At 43.9% G+C, this 19412-nt stretch carries 22 protein-coding genes and 1 pseudogene; 18 read left to right on the forward strand and 5 right to left on the reverse strand.

Translation table 11 applies throughout. From position 1 onward, the window contains the following. Nucleotides 1-111 precede the first annotated feature (111 nt). Together QUB39_RS10300 and QUB39_RS10305 are read left to right on the forward strand one after the other, a co-directional pair. Nucleotides 112-444, forward strand: a complete 333-nt coding sequence (locus tag QUB39_RS10300) for a DUF433 domain-containing protein (protein ID WP_333055073.1) — start codon at nucleotides 112-114, stop codon at nucleotides 442-444. Beyond that, on the forward strand, nucleotides 441-800 hold the full coding sequence (locus QUB39_RS10305) for a DUF5615 family PIN-like protein (RefSeq protein WP_333055074.1): 360 nt from the start codon (nucleotides 441-443) through the stop codon (nucleotides 798-800). Before QUB39_RS10300 ends, QUB39_RS10305 begins: the two co-directional genes overlap by 4 nt. 215 nt (nucleotides 801-1015) lie before the next feature. Here QUB39_RS10305 and QUB39_RS10310 read toward each other — a convergent pair whose 3' ends face one another. After that, nucleotides 1016-1291: a type II toxin-antitoxin system Phd/YefM family antitoxin gene (locus QUB39_RS10310; protein ID WP_333208845.1), complete on the reverse strand. Its 276-nt coding sequence runs from the start codon at nucleotides 1289-1291 to the stop codon at nucleotides 1016-1018. 28 nt (nucleotides 1292-1319) lie between these two features. After that, nucleotides 1320-2816, reverse strand: coding sequence for an NB-ARC domain-containing protein (locus QUB39_RS10315; RefSeq protein WP_333208847.1), 1497 nt, complete (start codon nucleotides 2814-2816; stop codon nucleotides 1320-1322). 215 nt (nucleotides 2817-3031) lie between these two features. Between QUB39_RS10315 and QUB39_RS10320 the strand changes: the two genes are divergently transcribed. The 14 genes and pseudogenes from QUB39_RS10320 to QUB39_RS10385 all read left to right on the forward strand — a co-directional run bounded on the left by QUB39_RS10320 (nucleotide 3032) and on the right by QUB39_RS10385 (nucleotide 13110). Continuing rightward, entirely contained in the window at nucleotides 3032-3259 is a 228-nt protein-coding gene (locus tag QUB39_RS10320) for a hypothetical protein (protein ID WP_333204793.1), read from the forward strand. A gap of 148 nt (nucleotides 3260-3407) precedes the next feature. After that, nucleotides 3408-3806, forward strand: coding sequence for a hypothetical protein (locus QUB39_RS10325; RefSeq protein ID WP_333208849.1), 399 nt, complete (start codon nucleotides 3408-3410; stop codon nucleotides 3804-3806). 162 nt (nucleotides 3807-3968) lie between these two features. Beyond that, a complete protein-coding gene (locus QUB39_RS10330) occupies nucleotides 3969-5057 on the forward strand; it encodes a hypothetical protein (RefSeq protein WP_333208851.1) in 1089 nt (362 codons plus the stop codon). 60 nt (nucleotides 5058-5117) lie between these two features. Further along, nucleotides 5118-5252: a hypothetical protein gene (locus QUB39_RS10335; protein ID WP_333208853.1), complete on the forward strand. Its 135-nt coding sequence runs from the start codon at nucleotides 5118-5120 to the stop codon at nucleotides 5250-5252. A 131-nt stretch (nucleotides 5253-5383) separates the two neighbouring features. Continuing rightward, a pseudogene (locus tag QUB39_RS10340) lies at nucleotides 5384-6632 on the forward strand (ISL3 family transposase). Nucleotides 6633-6884: 252 nt separating this feature from the next. Next, nucleotides 6885-7619, forward strand: coding sequence for a glutathione peroxidase (locus QUB39_RS10345; protein ID WP_333055077.1), 735 nt, complete (start codon nucleotides 6885-6887; stop codon nucleotides 7617-7619). Nucleotides 7620-7822: 203 nt separating this feature from the next. Then, on the forward strand, nucleotides 7823-8794 hold the full coding sequence (locus QUB39_RS10350; RefSeq protein ID WP_333055078.1) for a sodium-dependent bicarbonate transport family permease: 972 nt from the start codon (nucleotides 7823-7825) through the stop codon (nucleotides 8792-8794). Between the two features lies 1 nt (nucleotide 8795). After that, nucleotides 8796-9107, forward strand: a complete 312-nt coding sequence (locus tag QUB39_RS10355; protein WP_333055079.1) for a P-II family nitrogen regulator — start codon at nucleotides 8796-8798, stop codon at nucleotides 9105-9107. Nucleotides 9108-9732: 625 nt separating this feature from the next. Then, a complete protein-coding gene (gene gap, locus QUB39_RS10360; RefSeq protein ID WP_333055080.1) occupies nucleotides 9733-10764 on the forward strand; it encodes a type I glyceraldehyde-3-phosphate dehydrogenase in 1032 nt (343 codons plus the stop codon). A gap of 159 nt (nucleotides 10765-10923) precedes the next feature. Beyond that, nucleotides 10924-11289 carry a DUF1823 family protein gene (locus QUB39_RS10365; protein WP_333055081.1) on the forward strand — a complete coding sequence of 122 codons (366 nt, stop codon included), beginning with the start codon at nucleotides 10924-10926 and terminating at the stop codon, nucleotides 11287-11289. 262 nt (nucleotides 11290-11551) lie between these two features. Beyond that, the gene (locus tag QUB39_RS10370; RefSeq protein ID WP_333055082.1) at nucleotides 11552-11791 is read left to right on the forward strand and encodes a helix-turn-helix domain-containing protein; all 240 of its coding nucleotides are present in this window, start codon (nucleotides 11552-11554) and stop codon (nucleotides 11789-11791) included. A 16-nt stretch (nucleotides 11792-11807) separates the two neighbouring features. Continuing rightward, nucleotides 11808-12545 (forward strand): transposase, encoded by a 738-nt coding sequence (locus tag QUB39_RS10375; protein ID WP_333208856.1) that lies wholly within the window; start codon nucleotides 11808-11810, stop codon nucleotides 12543-12545. After that, nucleotides 12517-12726, forward strand: a complete 210-nt coding sequence (locus tag QUB39_RS10380; protein WP_333055084.1) for a zinc ribbon domain-containing protein — start codon at nucleotides 12517-12519, stop codon at nucleotides 12724-12726. The genes QUB39_RS10375 and QUB39_RS10380 overlap by 29 nt, the downstream gene beginning before the upstream one ends. A gap of 117 nt (nucleotides 12727-12843) precedes the next feature. Continuing rightward, nucleotides 12844-13110: a hypothetical protein gene (locus QUB39_RS10385; protein ID WP_333055085.1), complete on the forward strand. Its 267-nt coding sequence runs from the start codon at nucleotides 12844-12846 to the stop codon at nucleotides 13108-13110. A gap of 22 nt (nucleotides 13111-13132) precedes the next feature. Here the strand turns inward: QUB39_RS10385 and QUB39_RS10390 are convergent, their stop codons facing one another. Beyond that, on the reverse strand, nucleotides 13133-14287 hold the full coding sequence (locus QUB39_RS10390) for a transposase (RefSeq protein WP_333055086.1): 1155 nt from the start codon (nucleotides 14285-14287) through the stop codon (nucleotides 13133-13135). A 56-nt stretch (nucleotides 14288-14343) separates the two neighbouring features. Between QUB39_RS10390 and QUB39_RS30555 the strand changes: the two genes are divergently transcribed. Together QUB39_RS30555 and QUB39_RS10395 are read left to right on the forward strand one after the other, a co-directional pair. Beyond that, nucleotides 14344-14505 carry a plasmid mobilization protein gene (locus tag QUB39_RS30555; protein ID WP_333269959.1) on the forward strand — a complete coding sequence of 54 codons (162 nt, stop codon included), beginning with the start codon at nucleotides 14344-14346 and terminating at the stop codon, nucleotides 14503-14505. Between the two features lie 12 nt (nucleotides 14506-14517). Next, nucleotides 14518-14970, forward strand: a complete 453-nt coding sequence (locus tag QUB39_RS10395; protein ID WP_333055087.1) for a CsgG/HfaB family protein — start codon at nucleotides 14518-14520, stop codon at nucleotides 14968-14970. Nucleotides 14971-15219: 249 nt separating this feature from the next. Here QUB39_RS10395 and QUB39_RS10400 read toward each other — a convergent pair whose 3' ends face one another. Next, nucleotides 15220-15942: a glycosyltransferase family 25 protein gene (locus QUB39_RS10400; protein WP_333208858.1), complete on the reverse strand. Its 723-nt coding sequence runs from the start codon at nucleotides 15940-15942 to the stop codon at nucleotides 15220-15222. A 162-nt stretch (nucleotides 15943-16104) separates the two neighbouring features. Beyond that, entirely contained in the window at nucleotides 16105-18420 is a 2316-nt protein-coding gene (locus QUB39_RS10405) for a protein phosphatase 2C domain-containing protein (protein ID WP_333208860.1), read from the reverse strand. Between the last annotated feature and the right edge of the window lie 992 nt (nucleotides 18421-19412).

A 19412-nucleotide genomic window follows, 5' to 3' on the forward strand; every position in this document is an offset into this window, starting at 1 on the left:
GGAGCATGATAGGGGGATAAAGGGCGATCGTAACAAGTTTCTATTATATAAGGTCGATCGCCCTTTTCCATATGATAAAATGCGATTAACTAAGTATTCGGAGATTAACCGATGCAATTAGAAGACTATTTTGAATTTCTCGACCCCGATGACATCCGCATCAAAGGACATCGGATCGGCATTGACGATGTAATTAAATATTACTTGGATGGATATTCGCCAGACCAAATTCTGGAAGAATTACCAAGTTTGAATTTAGAGAAAATTTACGCGACGCTAACTTATTATCTGCAAAATCGGAGGCAGATGGATGCTTATATGTTGCGGCTGGCGAAGTGGCGGGAAGAACGCTATCAGGAATGGTTGGCTAATCCATCTCCTCTAGCATTGCGTTTGAGAGCAATCAAAGCACAGCGAGAACAGGAGTTACTCAACCTGAAGTGAAAATTCGTTTTTTACTCGATGAAAATTTGCCACCTAAGCTCAAAAGTGCTGTTTTAAAACTTCAACCGGAGATAGATATTTTACGGGTGGGTGATTCAACTGCACCGCCATTCGGAACTTTAGATCCAGAGATTCTCATTTATTTGGAATCATCGAAACGATTATTGGTGACGGATAATCGCAAAAGTATTCCCGGACATTTGGAGGAACATTGGGCGGCTGGGGGACAAAGTTGGGGATTAGTTTGGGTGCGTCCAAGTGGAAGTATCGGCAGATGGGCAGAAACAATTCATTTTATTTGGGATACTACTGAAGCGGAAGAATGGATCGATAAGTTAGATTGGATTCCATATTAGAGAATGATGTGGAAAAAGTACGCGCGTGCGTAGCTATCCCGTAGGAATCGCACTTTTGGGCCGCCAAAATCTCTTCGCTAACCCGCAAGTCCGCCGGGGGTTGAAAACCCCCGTCTCATAGCAAAAGTCCTCTAAAAGAGGACTGAAAAGTCAATTCAATAAACAAAGGTCGATCGCGCATTCCCAATTTTTACCAAAAGGTCGATCGCACATTTCTAAGTTCCCGATAATTCACTGACAGTCTGAGTTTTGACTGTTCTATCTTTTGCGTGTTTCAGGGCACTTAACAAGCGATCGGCATTTTTGGGCGATCGCAGCAGGTGCAATGTCTCCAATAAGCTTGCCAACTCGTCAGCGGCAATTAAGGCTACGTTTTCGCCGTCTTTGCGGGTGATGATGATGGCATCGCGATCGCTGATGACTTGTTCGCACAGTTCATCAAGATTTGCCACAGCTTCAGTATAGGTTACTTGGGTTTGTGTGAGTGACATGGTTTTTGGCTTCCCAATACTAAGGATATTATAAGGGCGATCGGGCTGCTTGTTGTATGTTTGGGCGGGAATAGTTGGTTTTGACATACTCTTTTAGTACGGGCCCAAGGGTAAACAATGTGCGATCGCCCTCCGGGATTTTTTCAATTAATGAACGCCGTCCCAAGGATTGCATCACTTTCAAAAATTGCGATCGAGATAATTGCAGATTCTCTGGCACTTTTGAGAGGGAAACAGGCGCGGTTTCACTCGCTAGCCATGACATTACCTGTTTCTCTGACTCGGATAAGCGATTAAATGGCTGATGCAGTAAAGATTCTAAATCACCTAAAAATAGTGTATCATCAGACAAAAAATCAGATAAGCTGCCGTTAAACAAATCTTGAATCATTGTAGCAACTATTTTTAACCACAAGGGATTGCCTCTGTATTGTTCAATTATTTCTGACAATTTGGCATCTTCAGTTAAACCTTTTTCTCTGAGGATTTGCCCCGATTGAGCACCTAAACCATTCAGTTGTAATGACCGAATTGGCTGATTTTTGCCTTCTAATGCGGCGATTTCTCTAGGCTTTTCCGCACCTATCAGGATTAAACAACTATTGTGAGATAATTCTCCTACCTGTCTGAAGAGTGTGCCGTAATCTTCATATCCAGGTTGGTAATTACCAGCGAGTTGTCCGCTGCTATTTACCATTTGTACGTCATCGAGTATCAGCAGACAGCGGTATTTTTGCAAGTAGTTCAGTAGGGGCAAACCCCCCGTGGTTGCCCCTTCTTCTGGGGAGGGGGCGGGCACGGGGGCACCGCCCCTACCGAAGGCGGGCACGCCGTCGGCATTTGGGGCGGGCACGGGGGCACCGCCCCTACTGAAGAATTGAATTATATTTGTTTGAAGTATTGACAGGGGTGGAGATGTGGCGAGACTTCGCCAGATGATGAAATCAAATTCATCTTTGATTTGTTCTACTAGGTGTACGGCGAGTGCGGTTTTGCCAATGCCGACTATGCCGTGTATGGCGAGTAGGCTGGTGTTTTCGTGGAGAATCCACTGTTTGAGGGTGGTGAGTTCGGATGTGCGATCGTAGAAAATGCCAGACTTAGGCATTTCAGCTAAGAATTGACGCACTTTTGGTTCAGTGTTGCCTTTGTTTAGAGGTTCTTCATCGGTTGGTGAATTGGGGACTTTTGGGGAGTGTGAATTATTTTCACAGAAGTTGACTTCACCAATTTGTACAATATCTTTATTGAAGTTCCAGAGATTTGAGAATTTTACTTGCTCCAATCTGACTCTAAAATTTCCTTTATTGACTTCTTCGCCTAATACTTCTGATAGTAGCTTCCATAATGCAGAGGCAATATCTTTAATGTGACCTTCACTACAGTGAGATTCATCTGCTATTTTTGAGTATTTCTGACCTTGTAAAGTTCCCCGCAGTATCACCTCTTGCAGATTGTCTAAGTGTTTTCCCGTATTGACAAAAACTAGGTCGTCTGCAATTTTTAATATTTCTTGAACGTCCATAGGTCGGTGGTGTAGGAGTTTTACCTATTATGTCCTACTTTATCCGACTTTTTCTAGCCTGACCTACTTTATCCGGCTTTATCCGACTTAATAAGCTAAAAGAAAATTAAAATTCCCTACTTGTTCCGACTTTTCCCGACTGTACAAAACGGAAAAGTTACGTTTAAATAATATTTAAATTAGGCATTCATTAAGTTTATTTCAACATAAATAACATGAAAGTAAGGCTATTAATTTTGGGGCTTTGCCTACCAGTAACGATTGGTATGGTGTTGTTGTGTAACGTCAAGCCATCGAAAGCTGGCTGGAATCGAATTGGTGGCAAGGGTGCGGGTCAATATATAACAGCTAATAATAATCAAGAACGTCAAAATAGCGGGTTATTCTTGATGGGAATAGGAATAGTAGGAGGTATTATAAGCGCTGCTCTTAAAAAACCATAAGCAACACCTATAGGGTTGTCAATAGGTAGTAATAGCTAAGGCGGTAAATCCTGTCTACTTAAACCTTCGCTATTAGTTCTAATTATTTTTCATTTACAGTCAAGGTTTGGAGAAGTTTCTCCTTAGAAAATAGAAGTAAAAAGCTAACATGGTAAAAAAAACAACCACCCCTAAAATCAAAGTAATTTCGGGAGTAATTACTATTGTTTTTCTCGTTATTAACATCAGAGGATATGTTAGGGCGCAGCTAAACCTTCCTCCTATAAACTTCAATTCTCAGGAGCAGTTGCGTCCCCCATCAGGGTACAACCCGTTCGATCATTCTTTGGAAAAAGATATGATTTACCAGCGACAGCTTGAGTCAAATCGGCAGCAATGGGCAAACAATATAAATGCTCAAATGTATGCTTACGAGCAAAACGACAATTTAATAGAAAAGTTAGATGTGCTATTTATGTTTCTAGCTATCGCTAGTAGTGGTGGCTGGATCTTCTATTGTTCTAAAGTTAAAGGTAAAAAGCCTACAAATGATAGCAATCAAGAATAACCATCACTTTTAATACTTAATTGAACGTTTATATGTCCTTAAAAGCTGGCTTATTCTCGATATTAGCCTACCTTATTCGACTGGGATACAGATTATTTCAACAAAAATAATCTTTATACAGATGATTGCTATCGCTCTAATTTAGTTAAATTTCTAACATTTATGAATACTTACCCAGTGATTTTGTATCCACTTTCTATTGAGAAAGCTTTGGCAAGCTTACCTCCAGTACCAGAACCACCTAAAGTTTTTCCTCCGCCAATACTTCAACTACTACCTAAGCCAGAAGAACCAGAAGTTTTTATTGAATCACCTCCTGTCAGGATAAAATTAATTCCATTATTTCTTTCTGAACTAGGAGTATCTATAATCAGTGCCTTAGTTGGTAGTGCTAGTAATAGCATGGGAGCCGGATGGACTTTTTTTATAATGTTAACATTAGGAGTGTTTGGGTTTGGTTATACCCAGGTTGAAAGCTATCCTATCAGACTTAGCCAATATCGGGAAGAACTAGCAGCTTACCAGGAAAAACGAAATAGTTATCCTAAAATTATTAAAGACTGGGAACAATCCATACATCAAGAAAAAATTAAACATAAGAAGTTGCTTGCTGAAGGGGAACGTCAAAAGCAAGACTTAGAAAGAATCTACCAACAGGAAGTTGAAAACTTACGAAATCCCCAAAAAGTCAGTGATTGGAGGATGGAATCTTGCAAAAAAGAATTTTCATCACTTAAACCCCAAAAGTTTGACATAGAACCAGCAGAAGACAGAAGAGGATTCACAGAATTCCCTGACAATTGTCGATTTCCTAACCTGCTCAGAAACTATTTTGGTGATGATAAAATATTCATCTTAAAAAGGGTAAAGTATTACACACCAGATTTTGCCTATGTTGATCCTGAAAACAACTGGTTTTCAATAGATATTGAAATAGATGAACCATACACCCCACGCCCATATCCTAACAATTTTCCGTTGAGACCCACTCATTGTATAGGTCAAGACGATAACCGTAACTACTTTTTTCAACAGCATGACTGGTATGTAATTCGTTTTAGCGAAAGACAGGTATTTCTTTATCCTGAAAGTTGCTGCAAAGTGATAGCTCAACAGATTTATACATTTACAGGTAACGAATCAGTTTTAAGGCAGTTTGCTAAGATTCCCGACTTACAGCCAGAACCATTGTGGACAGAAGATGATTCCATCCATAAAGCCGAAAGGCGAGAGAGATTAAATTATAGGTAAGTCATGCCAAAGGAACAATCCAGTTAAACCCCAGTAGTCTTTTAAATCCATGAGCTGAAAATGCTAGACACAGGCTATGTTGCTCAGGTATTTCTGAGAATTGACTTAGCTGCTGAAAGAGCGATCGCCCTTCTATTGTTGAAGTGCGATCGCTCTTTTTTTGGCTCTTCAGTAGTTAATATGCTAAATGAATAGCTGGCGCCAGGAAAGAAAGACAAATGAAGCTAGGAAAATAGCTGGGAGAGTCATTACCGGGGTTGACAGAGGAAGCTCATTTATTATTAAATATAAGCAAAAGCTAGAGGGGTGAGGTGGATTGAACAGCCATGAGAACGAAAAAGGAGATAAAGTTTTTAACAGAGCTGTTGAATATAGAGGGAATAAAAGTAATCTCACATCGCCAGTATGAAGGGATTGGAATAATTTTACAGGTGGAAGGAATCGGTAAGGAAAGTAACTGTCCACGTTGTGGAAAAAAAAGTCATAGATTACATCAAAATCATAGATACCTAGTCAAAGATTTACCTTGGGGAGAGAACTTCGTATTTTTAGAAATCAACCGACGACAGTTTAAGTGTGAAAAATGTCTCAAGCCATTTAGTGAAGAGTTGGAGTTGGTCAAAAAAAGAAGAACCTATACGAAACGGCTAGCAAGAGCAATAATCCAAGAAGTGTTAGAGAATGATATCCTTATTCGTAGCGAAAAAAGGGGTCGTGACAACAGAAGAAATAGAAAGGATGTTAACAGACGCATCGAAAGAATACTTAAAAGCCCAGCCGAGCGAGTTGAAGAGATTAGGGATAGATAAAATAGCTCTAATTAAATAAAAACGAAATTACTGTGCAGTATTAATAGATTTAGAGAAGTCTAAGCTAATCGCGATATTGGCAGGAAGGAAACAAGAAGAAATTAAGGAAGTAATGCTCGGATGGGGTAAAGAAGTATTAGAGCAAATAGAAGAAGTAAGTATAGATTTGTGGAAAGGTTACAGAAATGTAGTGAGAGAGTTGATGCCAAATGCTCAGGTGGTCGCCGACAGATTTCATGTAATGGCACAAATAAATAAGGAATTAGATGCCCAAAGGAAGGGAGAGAAGAGACAGGTAGAAGATTTAATTAAAAAAGCAGAATCGTCAGAACAAAAAGCAGCCCCGGAGAAAGTTTTAGAAGCATTGAAGAAAAGTAAATATGTGTTATTGAAGAACCAATCAGATATAAATGAAGAGCAAAAAGCTAAACTAATGCAAGTTAAAGATGTATCTTCTACTCTCAAAACTATGCTTGAATTAAAAGAAGAAATTAGAAGAATTTTCGATCGGGCTAATAATTGGTTAGTCGGTTTGTGGCAAGTGGGAAGATGGTTGTCAAGAGCTAAAAAATATTTTACCGATAGTCAGAACACTATTATTCGTTGGCTAGATGAGATTATTGCTTACTTCGATTATAAGACTACCAGTGGTGTTGTCGAAGGCATCAACAATAAACTCAAGTTGATTAAACGTTCGGCTTACGGATTTATAAACTTTGAAAACTTCCGAGTTAGATGTTTGCTTACTTGGCAGTTTGATTGTTAGTTTAGCATACTAGCTAATGAAGAGCCAAAAATCCTCACCCGTTAGCAGCAGCAAAGGAATGGAGACAGAATTGCCGACTTACTTAAACAGCAAGTTTTAAATCTGCTAGCTGTCGCAAAGACAATGAACTGAACTCGCGCGCGCGCCCAAGTCCGAGAAAAAAAACTCGCCTCCCCTTGACAAGTCATACTCGTTATGAGTACGCTATAATAAGCAAAGGAATTGAACCCAAGTACCTAAGAATTTAAAATCATGCTGACGAACCAAGAAGGTCAAAGAGTACCCAAAGTCACCTTTCGCACTCGCAAAGACAACGAGTGGGTGGATGTCACCACCGATGATATATTTGCAGGTAAAACCGTAGTAGTGTTCTCGCTGCCGGGAGCTTTTACTCCCACTTGTTCGTCAACGCACCTCCCCGGTTACAACGAATTGGCGAAAGTTTTTAAAGAAAACGGCGTAGATGAAATCGTTTGCATTTCCGTCAATGACACCTTTGTGATGAACGAGTGGGCAAAAGACCAAGAAGCAGACAATGTGACGTTAATTCCCGACGGTAACGGCGAGTTTACTCAAGGCATGGGAATGCTGGTAGACAAAACAGATTTAGGTTTTGGGAAGCGGTCTTGGCGTTATTCGATGCTGGTAAAAGATGGCGTGGTGGAAAAAATGTTTATTGAGCCAGAGGAACCGGGCGACCCTTTCAAAGTGTCCGATGCCGAGACGATGCTCAACTACATCAACTCCGCAGCAACCAAGCCGAAGGTCGTTTCGCTGTTTACAAAAATGGGCTGTCCCTTCTGCGCTAAGGCTAAGGGAATGCTGAGTCAAAAGGGCTTGGATTATGAAGAAATCGTCTTGGGTCGGGATATCACAACCCGATCGCTCCGGGCTATGACTGGGGCTACAACTGTGCCGCAAGTATTTATCGACGGCAAGTTGATCGGTGGTTCCGAAGCCCTAGAGTCTTATTTGGGTGTTGCTTAGTTAAACCAAAATACTTAGCTTGCAGGTTCACAGTGCACACCTTACTCGTTGTACGGTGTCTACTGTGCGCCTTTGCCGTATTTGGGGATATTTAGCCTCAGCAAACTTCTGAGTCAAAAGTTCGATCGGTCTATTGATCCATTCTCGTGCAACAATTACTGGGGAAGTCATATTAAAAACGCAAGAAATGGGAGTGACCGATCGTGGATTTGAGTTTAGTATCGTCAAATATCTTAAATCCCCCAATATTAGCTTTTTTCATGGGAATGCTGGCAATTTTTCTCAAATCTGATTTAGAAATTCCAGCCCCCATCCCCAAACTGTTTTCGCTGTACCTGCTGTTTGCGATCGGATTTAAAGGCGGCGTCGAACTATCCAAAAGCGGCATTGACCAGCAAGTTGCCCTGACAATTTTGGCAGCGATGCTGATGTCAATGCTAGTACCAATTTATACTTTTTTCATACTGAGGATAAAACTCGACTCTTACAATGCCGCAGCGATCGCAGCCACCTACGGTTCCATCAGCGCCGTCACATTTATCACCGCAACCTCCTTCCTCACAGCACAGGGCATCGACTTTGACGGTTACATGGTAGCCGCGCTAGCATTAATGGAATCCCCAGCAATTATAGTCGGTCTGATTCTAGTCAGTGTATTTGGCGGGGAAGAAGGAAAACGCGAAATAGTTTGGTCAGAAGTGTTGCAAGAAGCATTCCTAAACAGTTCTGTTTTTCTGCTGATTGGCAGCCTAATTATGGGCGTACTGACAGGAGAACATGGTTGGGAAGTTATGAGTCCGTTTACTCAAGACTTGTTTTACGGAGTTCTGACTTTTTTCTTGCTAGATATGGGGCTGGTTGCGGCTAGCAGAATTAAAGATTTGCAAGAAGCAGGAGTTTTTCTGATCGGCTTTGCAATCCTAATTCCCATAGTCAACGCAGTAATTGCTTTGCTAATAGCCAAATTAATCGGAATGCCGCAGGGAGACACTTTGTTGTTTGCCGTATTGTGCGCGAGTGCTTCTTATATAGCAGTACCAGCAGCCATGCGCCTAACTGTTCCCGAAGCGAATCCAAGTCTTTACATTTCAACGGCCTTAGCAGTGACATTTCCATTTAATATCATTGTAGGCATTCCCCTGTATCTATACGGAATCAATATGTTTTGGAGGTGAGATGATGGAGTCAGTCAAAAGAGTAGAAATCATAGCCCACTCAGTAGAACTCGGCAAGATTTTAGACGGTTTAGACAAAGCTGGCGTACCCGATTATGCGGTGATTCGTGATGTCGCTGGAAAAAGCACTAGGGATCACGTTTCCCGTGATTCATCAATGACGGCGCTGGATAACATTTATGTGCTTGCTTTTTGTTCACCAGCTCAAGTTTCAGCAGTTGCAGAAAACATTAGACCCGTACTCAATAAATTTGGTGGGTCCTGTTTTATTTCAGATGCGGTGGAATTGCTAATTACTAGGTGCGTCGGGTAGTCATTAGTCATTAGTGATTGGTGATTATACCAATTCGGAAAATTTGAGCTACACCTATAGCAATCCTCGCATCATTTGTAAATTTCTTACTCCCTCCCTGCGAGTTCGGGGAGGGTTGGGGTGGGGTAAAAAAATTACGACTCCTGCAAGGATTGCTATAGATTGTACGCCATAAGTGTATGGACACGGCAGTGCTGTGTCCATACGCGTATCTGCGACTTTAATCCTAGGCTTTGGTTCCGACAATCGCCATTAGTGAGAATGCTAATCCGTTTCTCCTTTTGGATAAGTTTTTTATTATTACTTTAGGCTGATTGAAAAAATGCAATTTTGAAAATATTTTCTGTCTATTATAGCACTTTTACAAGTTGACAAAAATCAGCCATTAGCCATTAGTCAGCGGTCATTTCAGGATGAATTGCCCTTCCCAGCCGGGGGAGAATTCAGAATTCTTAAGAGATAGAAAAGAATCAGTTGCAAAAATCCGTTAGCGTGGTAAATTCTAAGCCACAACAGGCGATCCTCTTCGTTGGCGTAGCCCCCGTAAAGGCGGGCTTTCCTTCGGATCGCGAAAGCTAACGCTAACGCCCGATCGACTAACGATATTTTCAATAGGAGTTTAAACATGGCTGCATTAAAAGTCGGCATCAACGGATTTGGTCGCATCGGACGGCTAGTCATGCGTGCCGGCATCAAAAACCCCAACATCGAATTTGTCGGCATTAACGACTTAGTTTCGCCAGAAAACCTGGCTTATCTTTTCAAATACGACTCCACCCACGGCATTTACGACGGCGAAGTTGAAAGCAAACCAGACGGGATTGTCGTTGACGGAAATTTTATCCCCTGTACAGCGATTAGAAATCCTGCCGAATTGCCCTGGGGTAAATCCGGCGCAGATTATGTTGTAGAATCTACCGGATTGTTTACAGATTTTGAAGGCGCATCAAAACACTTGACAGCGGGAGCAAAACGAGTAATACTTTCAGCACCGACAAAAGACCCGGAAAAAGTTCCAACTTTTCTAGTAGGCGTCAACCACCACAAATTTGACCCGACAAAAGATACGGTTGTTTCTAATGCTAGCTGTACGACGAATTGTTTAGCACCAATTGCCAAAGTTATTAACGATAACTTCGGATTGGAAGAAGGTTTAATGACGACAGTTCACGCAATGACAGCTACTCAACCAACTGTAGACGGGCCCAGCCAAAAAGATTGGCGGGGAGGACGCGGTGCGGCTCAAAATATTATTCCATCTTCGACCGGTGCAGCGAAAGCTGTTACTTTGGTGTTGCCAGAATTGAAAGGAAAATTGACGGGAATGGCTTTGCGGGTGCCAACTCCCGACGTGTCTGTAGTTGACCTTACTTTCAAAACAGCGAAGGAAACTAGCTATAAAGAAATTTGCGAGGCAATGAAAAAAGCTTCGGAGGGCGAACTCAAAGGCATTCTTGGATATACTGAGGATGCGGTAGTTTCGACAGATTTTCAGGGCGACGCGCGATCGAGCATTTTCGATGCAGGTGCGGGAATTGAACTGAATTCTAAGTTTTTTAAAGTGGTTTCCTGGTACGACAACGAGTGGGGTTATTCTAGCCGCGTAATTGACTTAATGCTTTCTATGGCCCAGAAAGACGGAATTTTGAATAATTAATTTTTTTGGGGTGGCATTTTGGGCGGGGTTCGCGTGCCCAACCCCTACTCCCCACAAACAAATTCCTAGGATTTTTTGTGGAACGGGCCGGAGAGCCCGTTCCTGATAATGTTATCTAATGTGAGTTAAACTTTTTTTATTTCCGATTCGATCGCGCTCATGTCTGAATTACCACCGCTGAATAACGAAACTATTTGGGCTATTCTCAACGAAGAAATCGACGATGCTGCTGTCAACCGATTAGTTTGGCAGTATCTGGGCTACCGCTGGGATGCCGAGACTGGCAAGTGGAACAGTGCAGGTGTTGCAGCCGAGTGGCGGCAAGAGTACCCGGAACCGCCGGATTTTATCGATTCTAGGCCGGCGACAGTGAAATTGACTCGATCGACCCCTCCAGAAAACAAGCAGTTGCTGAAGGAAAAATTAGGCTTTAAAGGCTATAAAATTGGGGAATTCGGGCCCCGACAGACTCGCAGGGCGACGATGGCTAATTGGTTGATGGGTTTTATGGAATCTGGGGTGTAAGAGGAATTTTGGATGGCTGTGCGGTTCTTGCCACCTTTAGTCTGTGTCCTCTGCGTCCTCTGCGGTTCATTAACAAAAATTAAGCCTGTTGAAAGTCAAAAAACACTAAAACCCGCCAATTCCAACCTCCTCACCCCCAACCCTGACCGAAAATTTGGGTGCTGTGCCCAGTCCTTTTAGGACGGCTTTAATTAGAGTTCTTGAAAAAGCGTTCCTACGTTCGCTCATGGTTGTGATATAATCAGGTAGGAGGATAGAGCAAATGTTTCATTTAGTCTACGAATTCAAACTCAAACCAACGGCAGGACAAATAGCAATCTTTGAAGATTGGCTAGAACAATGCCGTCGCGTATACAACTACGCATTGGCCCTGCGTAAACATTGGTTTGAGTCTCGTAGTTGTCGAATTAACGCTTGCTCTATCCGATCTGAGTTCATCATTCGGGCCGAAACTTGCGCGACCAACTTATGCAAGCCAGTGCAAAAGTTTAACTACGGCTAGGGCAAACATACCCACTTTGGCTGCCGTCCAAGTACACGTCCTACAGCAAACACTCAAAAGGCTTGAAAAAGCGTTTGTGAGTATGTGGGAACAAAAACACGGTTTCCCCCGCTTTAAGAAAGCAGGAACAATGCGATCGTTTGTATTCCCGCAATTGGGGGTTAACCCTGTCCAAAATCAAGCGGTGAAGCTCCCTAAAATTGGTTTGGTTAAGTTTCATCAATCACGTCCTATCCCTGATGGTGCAACGATTAAGCAAGCAAGGATAGTCCGTAGGGTTAGCGGTTGGTACGTGATGTTAGCCCTACAATGGGACGTTTCAGTACCCACTCTAATGCCCCACGGTGAAGGTATCGGAATTGATGTGGGACTAACTAATTTTCTAGCAACTTCTAACGGTCTTTTAGTCAAGCGCCAAAGATTTTTTAAAGACGCAGAACGCAAGCTTAAATTGCTGCAACAACGTGTCTGTCGTAAAAAACTAGGTTCTAACAATTGGCGTAAAGCTCAAAAGAAAGTCGCCAAACTGCATGAATACGTTGCTAACAGTCGGAAAGATTGGCATCGTAAATTATCTCATCAAATCTGCCAAAACGTGGGAATGATTTTCGTTGAGGATCTGAATCTGATTGGGCTGTCTAGGGCGATGCTAGGGAAACACTGCTTAGACGCAAGCTGGGGTCAATTCTTCACAATCAAGCGAGCAAACTTGTTTGAAATATGGCGTGTACTTTCAGAAGGTAAGTGCTCATAAAACGAGTCAAATTTGCCCCAATTGTCTAGCAGAAACAGGAAAAAAACAGCTTGATGAGCGTACTCATTCATGCTCGAACTGTTGCTATACAACGGACAGAGATGTTGCAGCCGCTCAAGTAGTTCTAATTAGAGGACTTGCAGCCGTAGGGCATACGGTCAAGATGCTTGCCTGCAAGTAAATTCATTGGAATCCCTGCGAATCAAGAATCCCCTCGCCTTTAGGCAGGGGTATGTCAAATCGGGCTGTTCCGTAAAGTATTCTAGAGTCAGCACAACACAACTGTGAGGTAAGCTTTATGAAAAGAACCACCAGATCTCGCTTAACCAGCATTTCCCTCGCTACCCTAATGCTAGCAGGCGTTTCATTAAGTGCGATCGCCACACCAGCCAGCACCCAACCAGCAACCCAACTCGCCCAAGCAACTGCCAAAAAGCGCCTCGTCGTCATGGACTTCGACTACGGCCCCACCAACAGCTATTACACTTCCTACAGGGGAGTCGGCGCCGCCAAAGGCATCAGCGAACTGTTAATCAACGAACTCTTGACATACTCACCGTCGTGAACGAGCGGTGATTCTTTACGCTTCATTGACGGACGCTACGCCCGGTAGTCTTACTCTGTCTCGACGTACATTTAGAGTCGTGCCGATGCCCCGTGCCGACTTTTTCTATATTTATAGATGCGTTTTTGTCTCTATCATGTTCGCTGCCACAGCCTAAACAAAGAATAGAACGCACCGATAAATCAACTTTGCCCCATCTGTAACCACAATCAGAGCAGGTTTGGCTGGTAGGTTCCCATCGGCTAATGACTACAAACTTCCTGCCATACTTCTCGGATTTTGCCTCAACCAATACCCTAAACTCTCGCCACCCTTGCTGACTAATTACCCTGGACAGTTTGCGGTTTTTAACCATCCCTGACACGTTCAAATCTTCCAGTACGATAGTTTGGTTTTCGCTAACGACTTGGGTTGATAATTTGTGCAGGAAGTCTTTACGGGTATCAGCAATTTGGTTGTGCCGTTTGGCAATCTGAATCCTAGTTCGGTTTCGCCTCTTGGAGTCTTTTTGTTGTCGAGCCAACCGCCTCTGGAGTTGACGCACTCTACGATCTAGCGCTTTGTAGCTGGGACTCACAGCCTTTTCACCGTTGCTCATTACCGCAAATGTTTTGATGCCCAAATCAATGCCGATGCTTTGGTTCTTAGCTTCAACACTTATTGGTTCAATATCTACGACAAAGCTTAAAAAATAACGGTTAGCGCAATCTTTGATAACAGTTACAGAGCTAGGACTTGCAGGGAACTCTCTTGACCAGATGGGTTTAACAACACCTATCTTTGCAAGATAAACACCTCCGTCTTTAATAGAGAATCCCCCACGGGTAAGCCTTGCTGATTGGCTGTTAGTCCGTTTTTTGAATTTAGGATAGCCAACTTTCCTCCCTTTTCTCTTTCCCTTACAGGAGTCGAAAAAGTTCTTAAAAGCTATCTCTAGGTCGGCTACAGACTGCTGTAATGGAATGTTTGAAACTTCGCTCAACCACGCCCTTTCTTCAGTCTTTTTTGCCTGAGTGATGACTGTTTTTTGAAGCTCTGCGGACTTTGGCTTCTTTTCGGATTGTTTGCAGATCGCAAGAGCATCGTTATACACAACGCGGACGCAACCAAACAACCGAGCTAAACTCTGCTGTTGTTGGTTTGTTGGATAAAAACGATACTGGTATCTTGCTTTCAAGTCTTTTCCTCCTTGCTTCAATTATACTGTATGTATTGCCATTTGACAGGACAAGCATGAAAACTAAAAAAATATTTTTGAGGGTAACAAAATCCGAAAAAAAGCAACTTGTTGATGAAGCTGCTAGGCGAGGTATGACTCAATCCGAATTGATTAGGAGTATGATTGCTCGATTGCCGGAACTAAATAAAAAGCCGTCCTATAAGGACGGGGCTTGAATCCCATTCACTATGGTCAACAACGGCACTTATACAGTAGTCGATCGCAGCAAACTCGAACAAGTGCTCAAACAGCAAAATCGCAGCGGCGCGATGGATGCCGGGACAGCAGCCGAAATTGGCAAACAATTAGGAGTTGACGCCGTGCTCATCGGCACCATTACCAAGTTTAATATCGACAAACAATCCGGCGGCGGCAGTTTCATGGGAATCGGCGCCGGTTCACAAAAAACCAAAGCTACCGTTCAAATAGATGTGCGGTTAATCGGTACAGCTTCGGGAGATATTCTTGCCACTGCCAAAGCAGTAGGAGAAGCAGATCAAAGCGCTTCTAATATTTCCGTTAGGGGTATTGGCGGCAATTCTGGCAGCAGCAATGAAGACTCACTTTTGAGCGAGGCAGTTGACAAAGCCGTATCCCAAATGGTGACTAAACTGGCAGAAGTATCTAACAAATTAGGTTAGAATCAAGCATCATATCAAATATGCTGATACCAAATCCGGCTTAAATATCCCATCGATCTCGCTTGTCTGTTTGAGGCTACGTCGTGTCGCGTAAACTCCGGCAGACTTTATTTGTAGAGTTTGAGGTCAAAAGGTTTCAACCGCCGCCTTCATAAAGGGACTAATAAACCCGGATTTGGTATTAATTATTTTCCGGGCGATTGTGCTAACAGATTTGATATAAGCGAAGGATTTTAAAATCGAATTCAATTAACTAGAAAGCCAACGCTTCAGCCTTGTTTTGCTGGTTCTTCCTGCACCTACCAATCGACTCAACCCAGGTACACGGTCAAACCACTTAGGAGTGATGTCACTACGGGAACTCCTTTGCCACCCCAGGTTTGGAGAAGCAATCAAGGTGACAACATCGGGATTTTGAGATCGGAAAGTAGAATAAGCTCCGTCGAGGTGCATCGGGCCGCCGTCGGGATGTCCCGGAGGTCGCTGTTGCAGTTCTTCCAGAAACCGCAGGAGGCGATCGAAAATCCTGCCATTGACAGCGTAAAAATGAGCGGTCATCAGCCCCTCAGAAAAGGGTACGAGGGCGACAGGAGACTTTTGTTCAACCTCTTCGACGTGTCCGAAGTAGACGAAATCCCAATCTTGCTGACAGAGTTGTTCGAGGATAACAGCTTGGTCTGTTGTGAACTTTGCTGAAATTTCTAGGTCGTCTTCTACAATCAAAATATTGCTCAACCCCTTGTCTTTTGCCTGCTTGAGGATAGCTAAATGACTGTAAAAGCATCCCCTCGCCCCAATGCTGGGGAAACCTCCAGCTTCGTCGGGGCGGATTGCGGGAAATATCTCAACCTTATGGGGCGTGAGGGGCATTCCTGCTTTCTCTAATTCCTTGACTATGAGTTGCCGTCGGTCTTTCCTTTCAGGGAGATTTACCGCATAAACTCCCTGGAAATAGTCTGTAATTTTCGTCATAGTTTGATCGGGAATCAAGAAGTTGATGAATCTTCGGATTGAGCGGCCTCAAATTTTATTTGAACTCTGTGTATGCCTTAAACTATTATATTTTTAGCAAGCTGCATCTTCCATTTTCCTAAAGTTACTCAAATTACCTCGGTCGGAGCTAGCATTAACAGTTTAATTAGCATTGGGAGTTGAGTCAGAATTAACGCATTTTCCCTGTTGATTAAGGTTGGGGGCTGGGTTGGAGAGTACCTTATCAACAGCAGCTTGTTCTTGAATCCATCCAATTTCTCCCGGTTGCAGGTTGGCGCTTTCTACTTCAACTGTTGGCTTAACTGGCGGGGAAGGCGAGGGAGTGGGAGTTGCCACAGCGGGAGATGGATTCAGTGTCGGTTTTGAAACTGTAGAAAAATCTTTATTTGACTCGGGTTTGGGAGAGTTCGATCGCACTATTTCAGGAATCGAACAAACTTTCAATTCCAGCCAATTGCCTTGAGGCGTAAGCTGTTTGTTTGTCACCTGCAAAACGCTGCCGGCTGGGACTGTTCCTTTGACAGTCAACTCACCGATTGCGCCTCGCAAATCCAAGCGATCGCCCTCTTTTCCCAATTCCCCAGCCGCAGAACTTTTAATCTCTATAAACGAGCCGATTTCTAAAGATTTGACCGGAGAAGCTACAGATTCAACTGTTTTCTCCGGCGTCTTTCCAGCTTTAATTAAACCGCGTTTCCCGAAAATCGACTCCCCGGCAGTATCGATCGCGCGACCCACCGGAGGGATGAAAAAATAAGCAAATACACCCCCCAAGCCTAATAAAAATAAAATTTTCAGCAGCAGCGAAAATAAACTTTTGCTTTTTTCCGGCGGTAACAACAGCGTTTTTACTTCAGAATTCCCATTGCCAAGGCTTGTGGGCCCATTCAAATCCGTTGGCAAATCCTCGCTATCGGAAATTAGTTCGATCGGCGTATCTAAAGGTGCGACAGACAGTTCTGTAAAAGTATTACCGTCTTCCCTCAAATGCGCTTGACAGTGAATTAAAGCAACAGTGACGTTATCGTGACCGTTTCTAGTATTAGCAATCTCAATCAGTCGATCGCGCGCCTTAGCCAAACTAATGCTACCGTCGAGAATTGGCAAAATCTCCGCTTCCCAACATTCCTCAACCCGGTCTTTATCACTCAAACCGTCGGAACACAGCAGCAAAACGCAGTCTTCATCCACTGGAAAACGCTGCACAGTCGGGTGCAAAGTGTTGGACGAAGTAATCCCCAAAGCTTGAATCAGAGCTCCGGCGGCGACTTGTTCCAAAGCATCCCGGTAGAGAGAGTAGCCCAAACGCACCTCGCGGCAAGCCACATTATCATCGAGAGTAAGTTGATAGCAGCCAGTGCGGGTAATCCAGTAAGCCCGACTGTCTCCGACGTGGGCGACGTAAAGCTCGTGAATGTGGGCTAAACCCATAACTAGCGTAGTTCCCATCCGCTGGCGGCCTTGGCGGTGTTCGCTGTCGTTGCGACTGGCTATCTTGTCGTTAGCAGCACAAGCTGCCCGTTCCAGCTTGGAAGTCAGGCTCAACGGGTCCCAATTAGCTTGATGTAGGGGCATTTGCTGCAACTTTTCGCGCAGCACACCAATTGCTTCTTCCGAAGCGACTTCGCCCCCGTCTTGTCCACCGATACCGTCGCAGACGATCGCGCAAGCTTCCGCACCCGGGCTTCCTGCCAACAGCGTACCGCTGGGCGGATAGCAAGCATCTTCGTTGTGAGCGCGGGATCTGCCTACATCCGTGCCCGTGGCAATTTCAACGTGACGATCGTAAAATCGACCGCACTTTGCCAAAGCTTTATCCAACTGGCTCATCAGTTGTTCGCCGTGGCGCACTTGACCGGCAACCATTTGCTGGCAAAGTTGCCTCAAAAAATTGGCAATAGTTGGGTGAGCATCTTCGAGCCACTGCTGCCACAATTTGCCCAACTGGGACAAATGAGGCTGTTTGCGATCGGGCTGCAATTCCAGAAACCGCACCAATTGCCCTTCCACCCGTAGCAGTTCGGGAGTCAGCAGCGTCGAAGCCACGCCCTGAGCGATACAAGGCTGCCACAACTGGGCTATTTGCCACAGCCAATTGAGTTGGCGCATCGCTGCGGCTCCTTTCCAGGAATCCGCCAATTCCGGCATTAAAGATTCCGTCACCTTCAAAATAGGCACGTTTTCCAGTAGCCAGATATCTCCCGATAGCTTGCTCATCTTGGACGATACCAGGCCGTATACTTGAGGTACGTGCAACTGATAGGCAAACAGTCTCAGATAAGGAGTGACAACACTCGGAATCTCATCGGGCAGTTCCGGCAAGTGTTCGGGTTGAGTATCGACAAGAAGTCGATCGCGCTTGACCAAGTAGCGACCAGCGATCAGATCGCCTGGCTTACACCCTTTGATCCCTTCACCTAAAGCCCATAAGTAGTGTTTTGCCACAGAGTTTTGCATAAGGGTTCCTGACGCCTTTGGGCAAGCGTGCTGATCTGAACTATTTTAGCGATTGAACCTCGACGGGTTGATACGTGGCGATTATTTGACACCCCCGCTTTCTCAACAGACGGAGATTCTTAAGACTTCGCAGTCCTAATATCCTGATTTTTCAGGTTCCCTGGCTCACCACGTTTGCACTGTTGTGTGCGTAGCGATATCTCCTTACAATGTTTTAGGCGTGACTTTCCCCCAGTCCAGGGGTAGGTTTTAATGTCTTGTACTGACACGAACAGTTTACCATTTTGTTGACTGCCGGATGAATCTTACTATGAGCTTTCAGGGTTAGACGATCGCGCGACACCCCAGTCATCGGCTGGAAATCACGCTGTTTTCAGCATATTCATGATAGCGGCAATTTCCGAAGAAATCGCAGCACTCAAGGGAATTGAGATTTTAGACTAACTCTAATGGTATGATGCAGCTAGGTAGAAATCACCTGAGCCGACAGATATAAATAAATATCAATTGTCGGTTTTCTCGCGAAGGGTCATCTGTGCCTCGCGCCCTAGTTTCGCAACAGAAGTTAAATTTAACCCTACCCAAAGACGGATACAAGCCCGCAGATTCATCTGTCGAGTCAATCTCAAATCTAAAATCTAAAATCCACTGACGGATGCCAGCCCCCGACAGGAATTGTGGACAGCAAAAAAATTAGATATTAGTTCCAGCCCCCAAATTCATCTGTGGAGTAAATCTCAAATCTAAAATCTCAAATCTCAAATCGACTGATGGACGCAAGCCCCCGACAGGAGTCGTGGAAAGCCAAAAAAATTAGATATTAGTTCCAGCCCCCAGATTCATCTGTGGAATCAATCTAAAATCTAAAATCTCAAATCTCAAATCGACTGATGGACGCAAGCCCCCGACAGGAGTCGTGGAAAGCCAAAAAAATTAGATATTAGTTCCAGCCCCCAGATTCATCTGTGGAATCAATCTAAAATCTAAAATCT

It is taken from the genome of Microcoleus sp. AT8-B5 (assembly GCF_036705565.1).
Taxonomy (GTDB): Bacteria; Cyanobacteriota; Cyanobacteriia; order Cyanobacteriales; family Microcoleaceae; genus Microcoleus.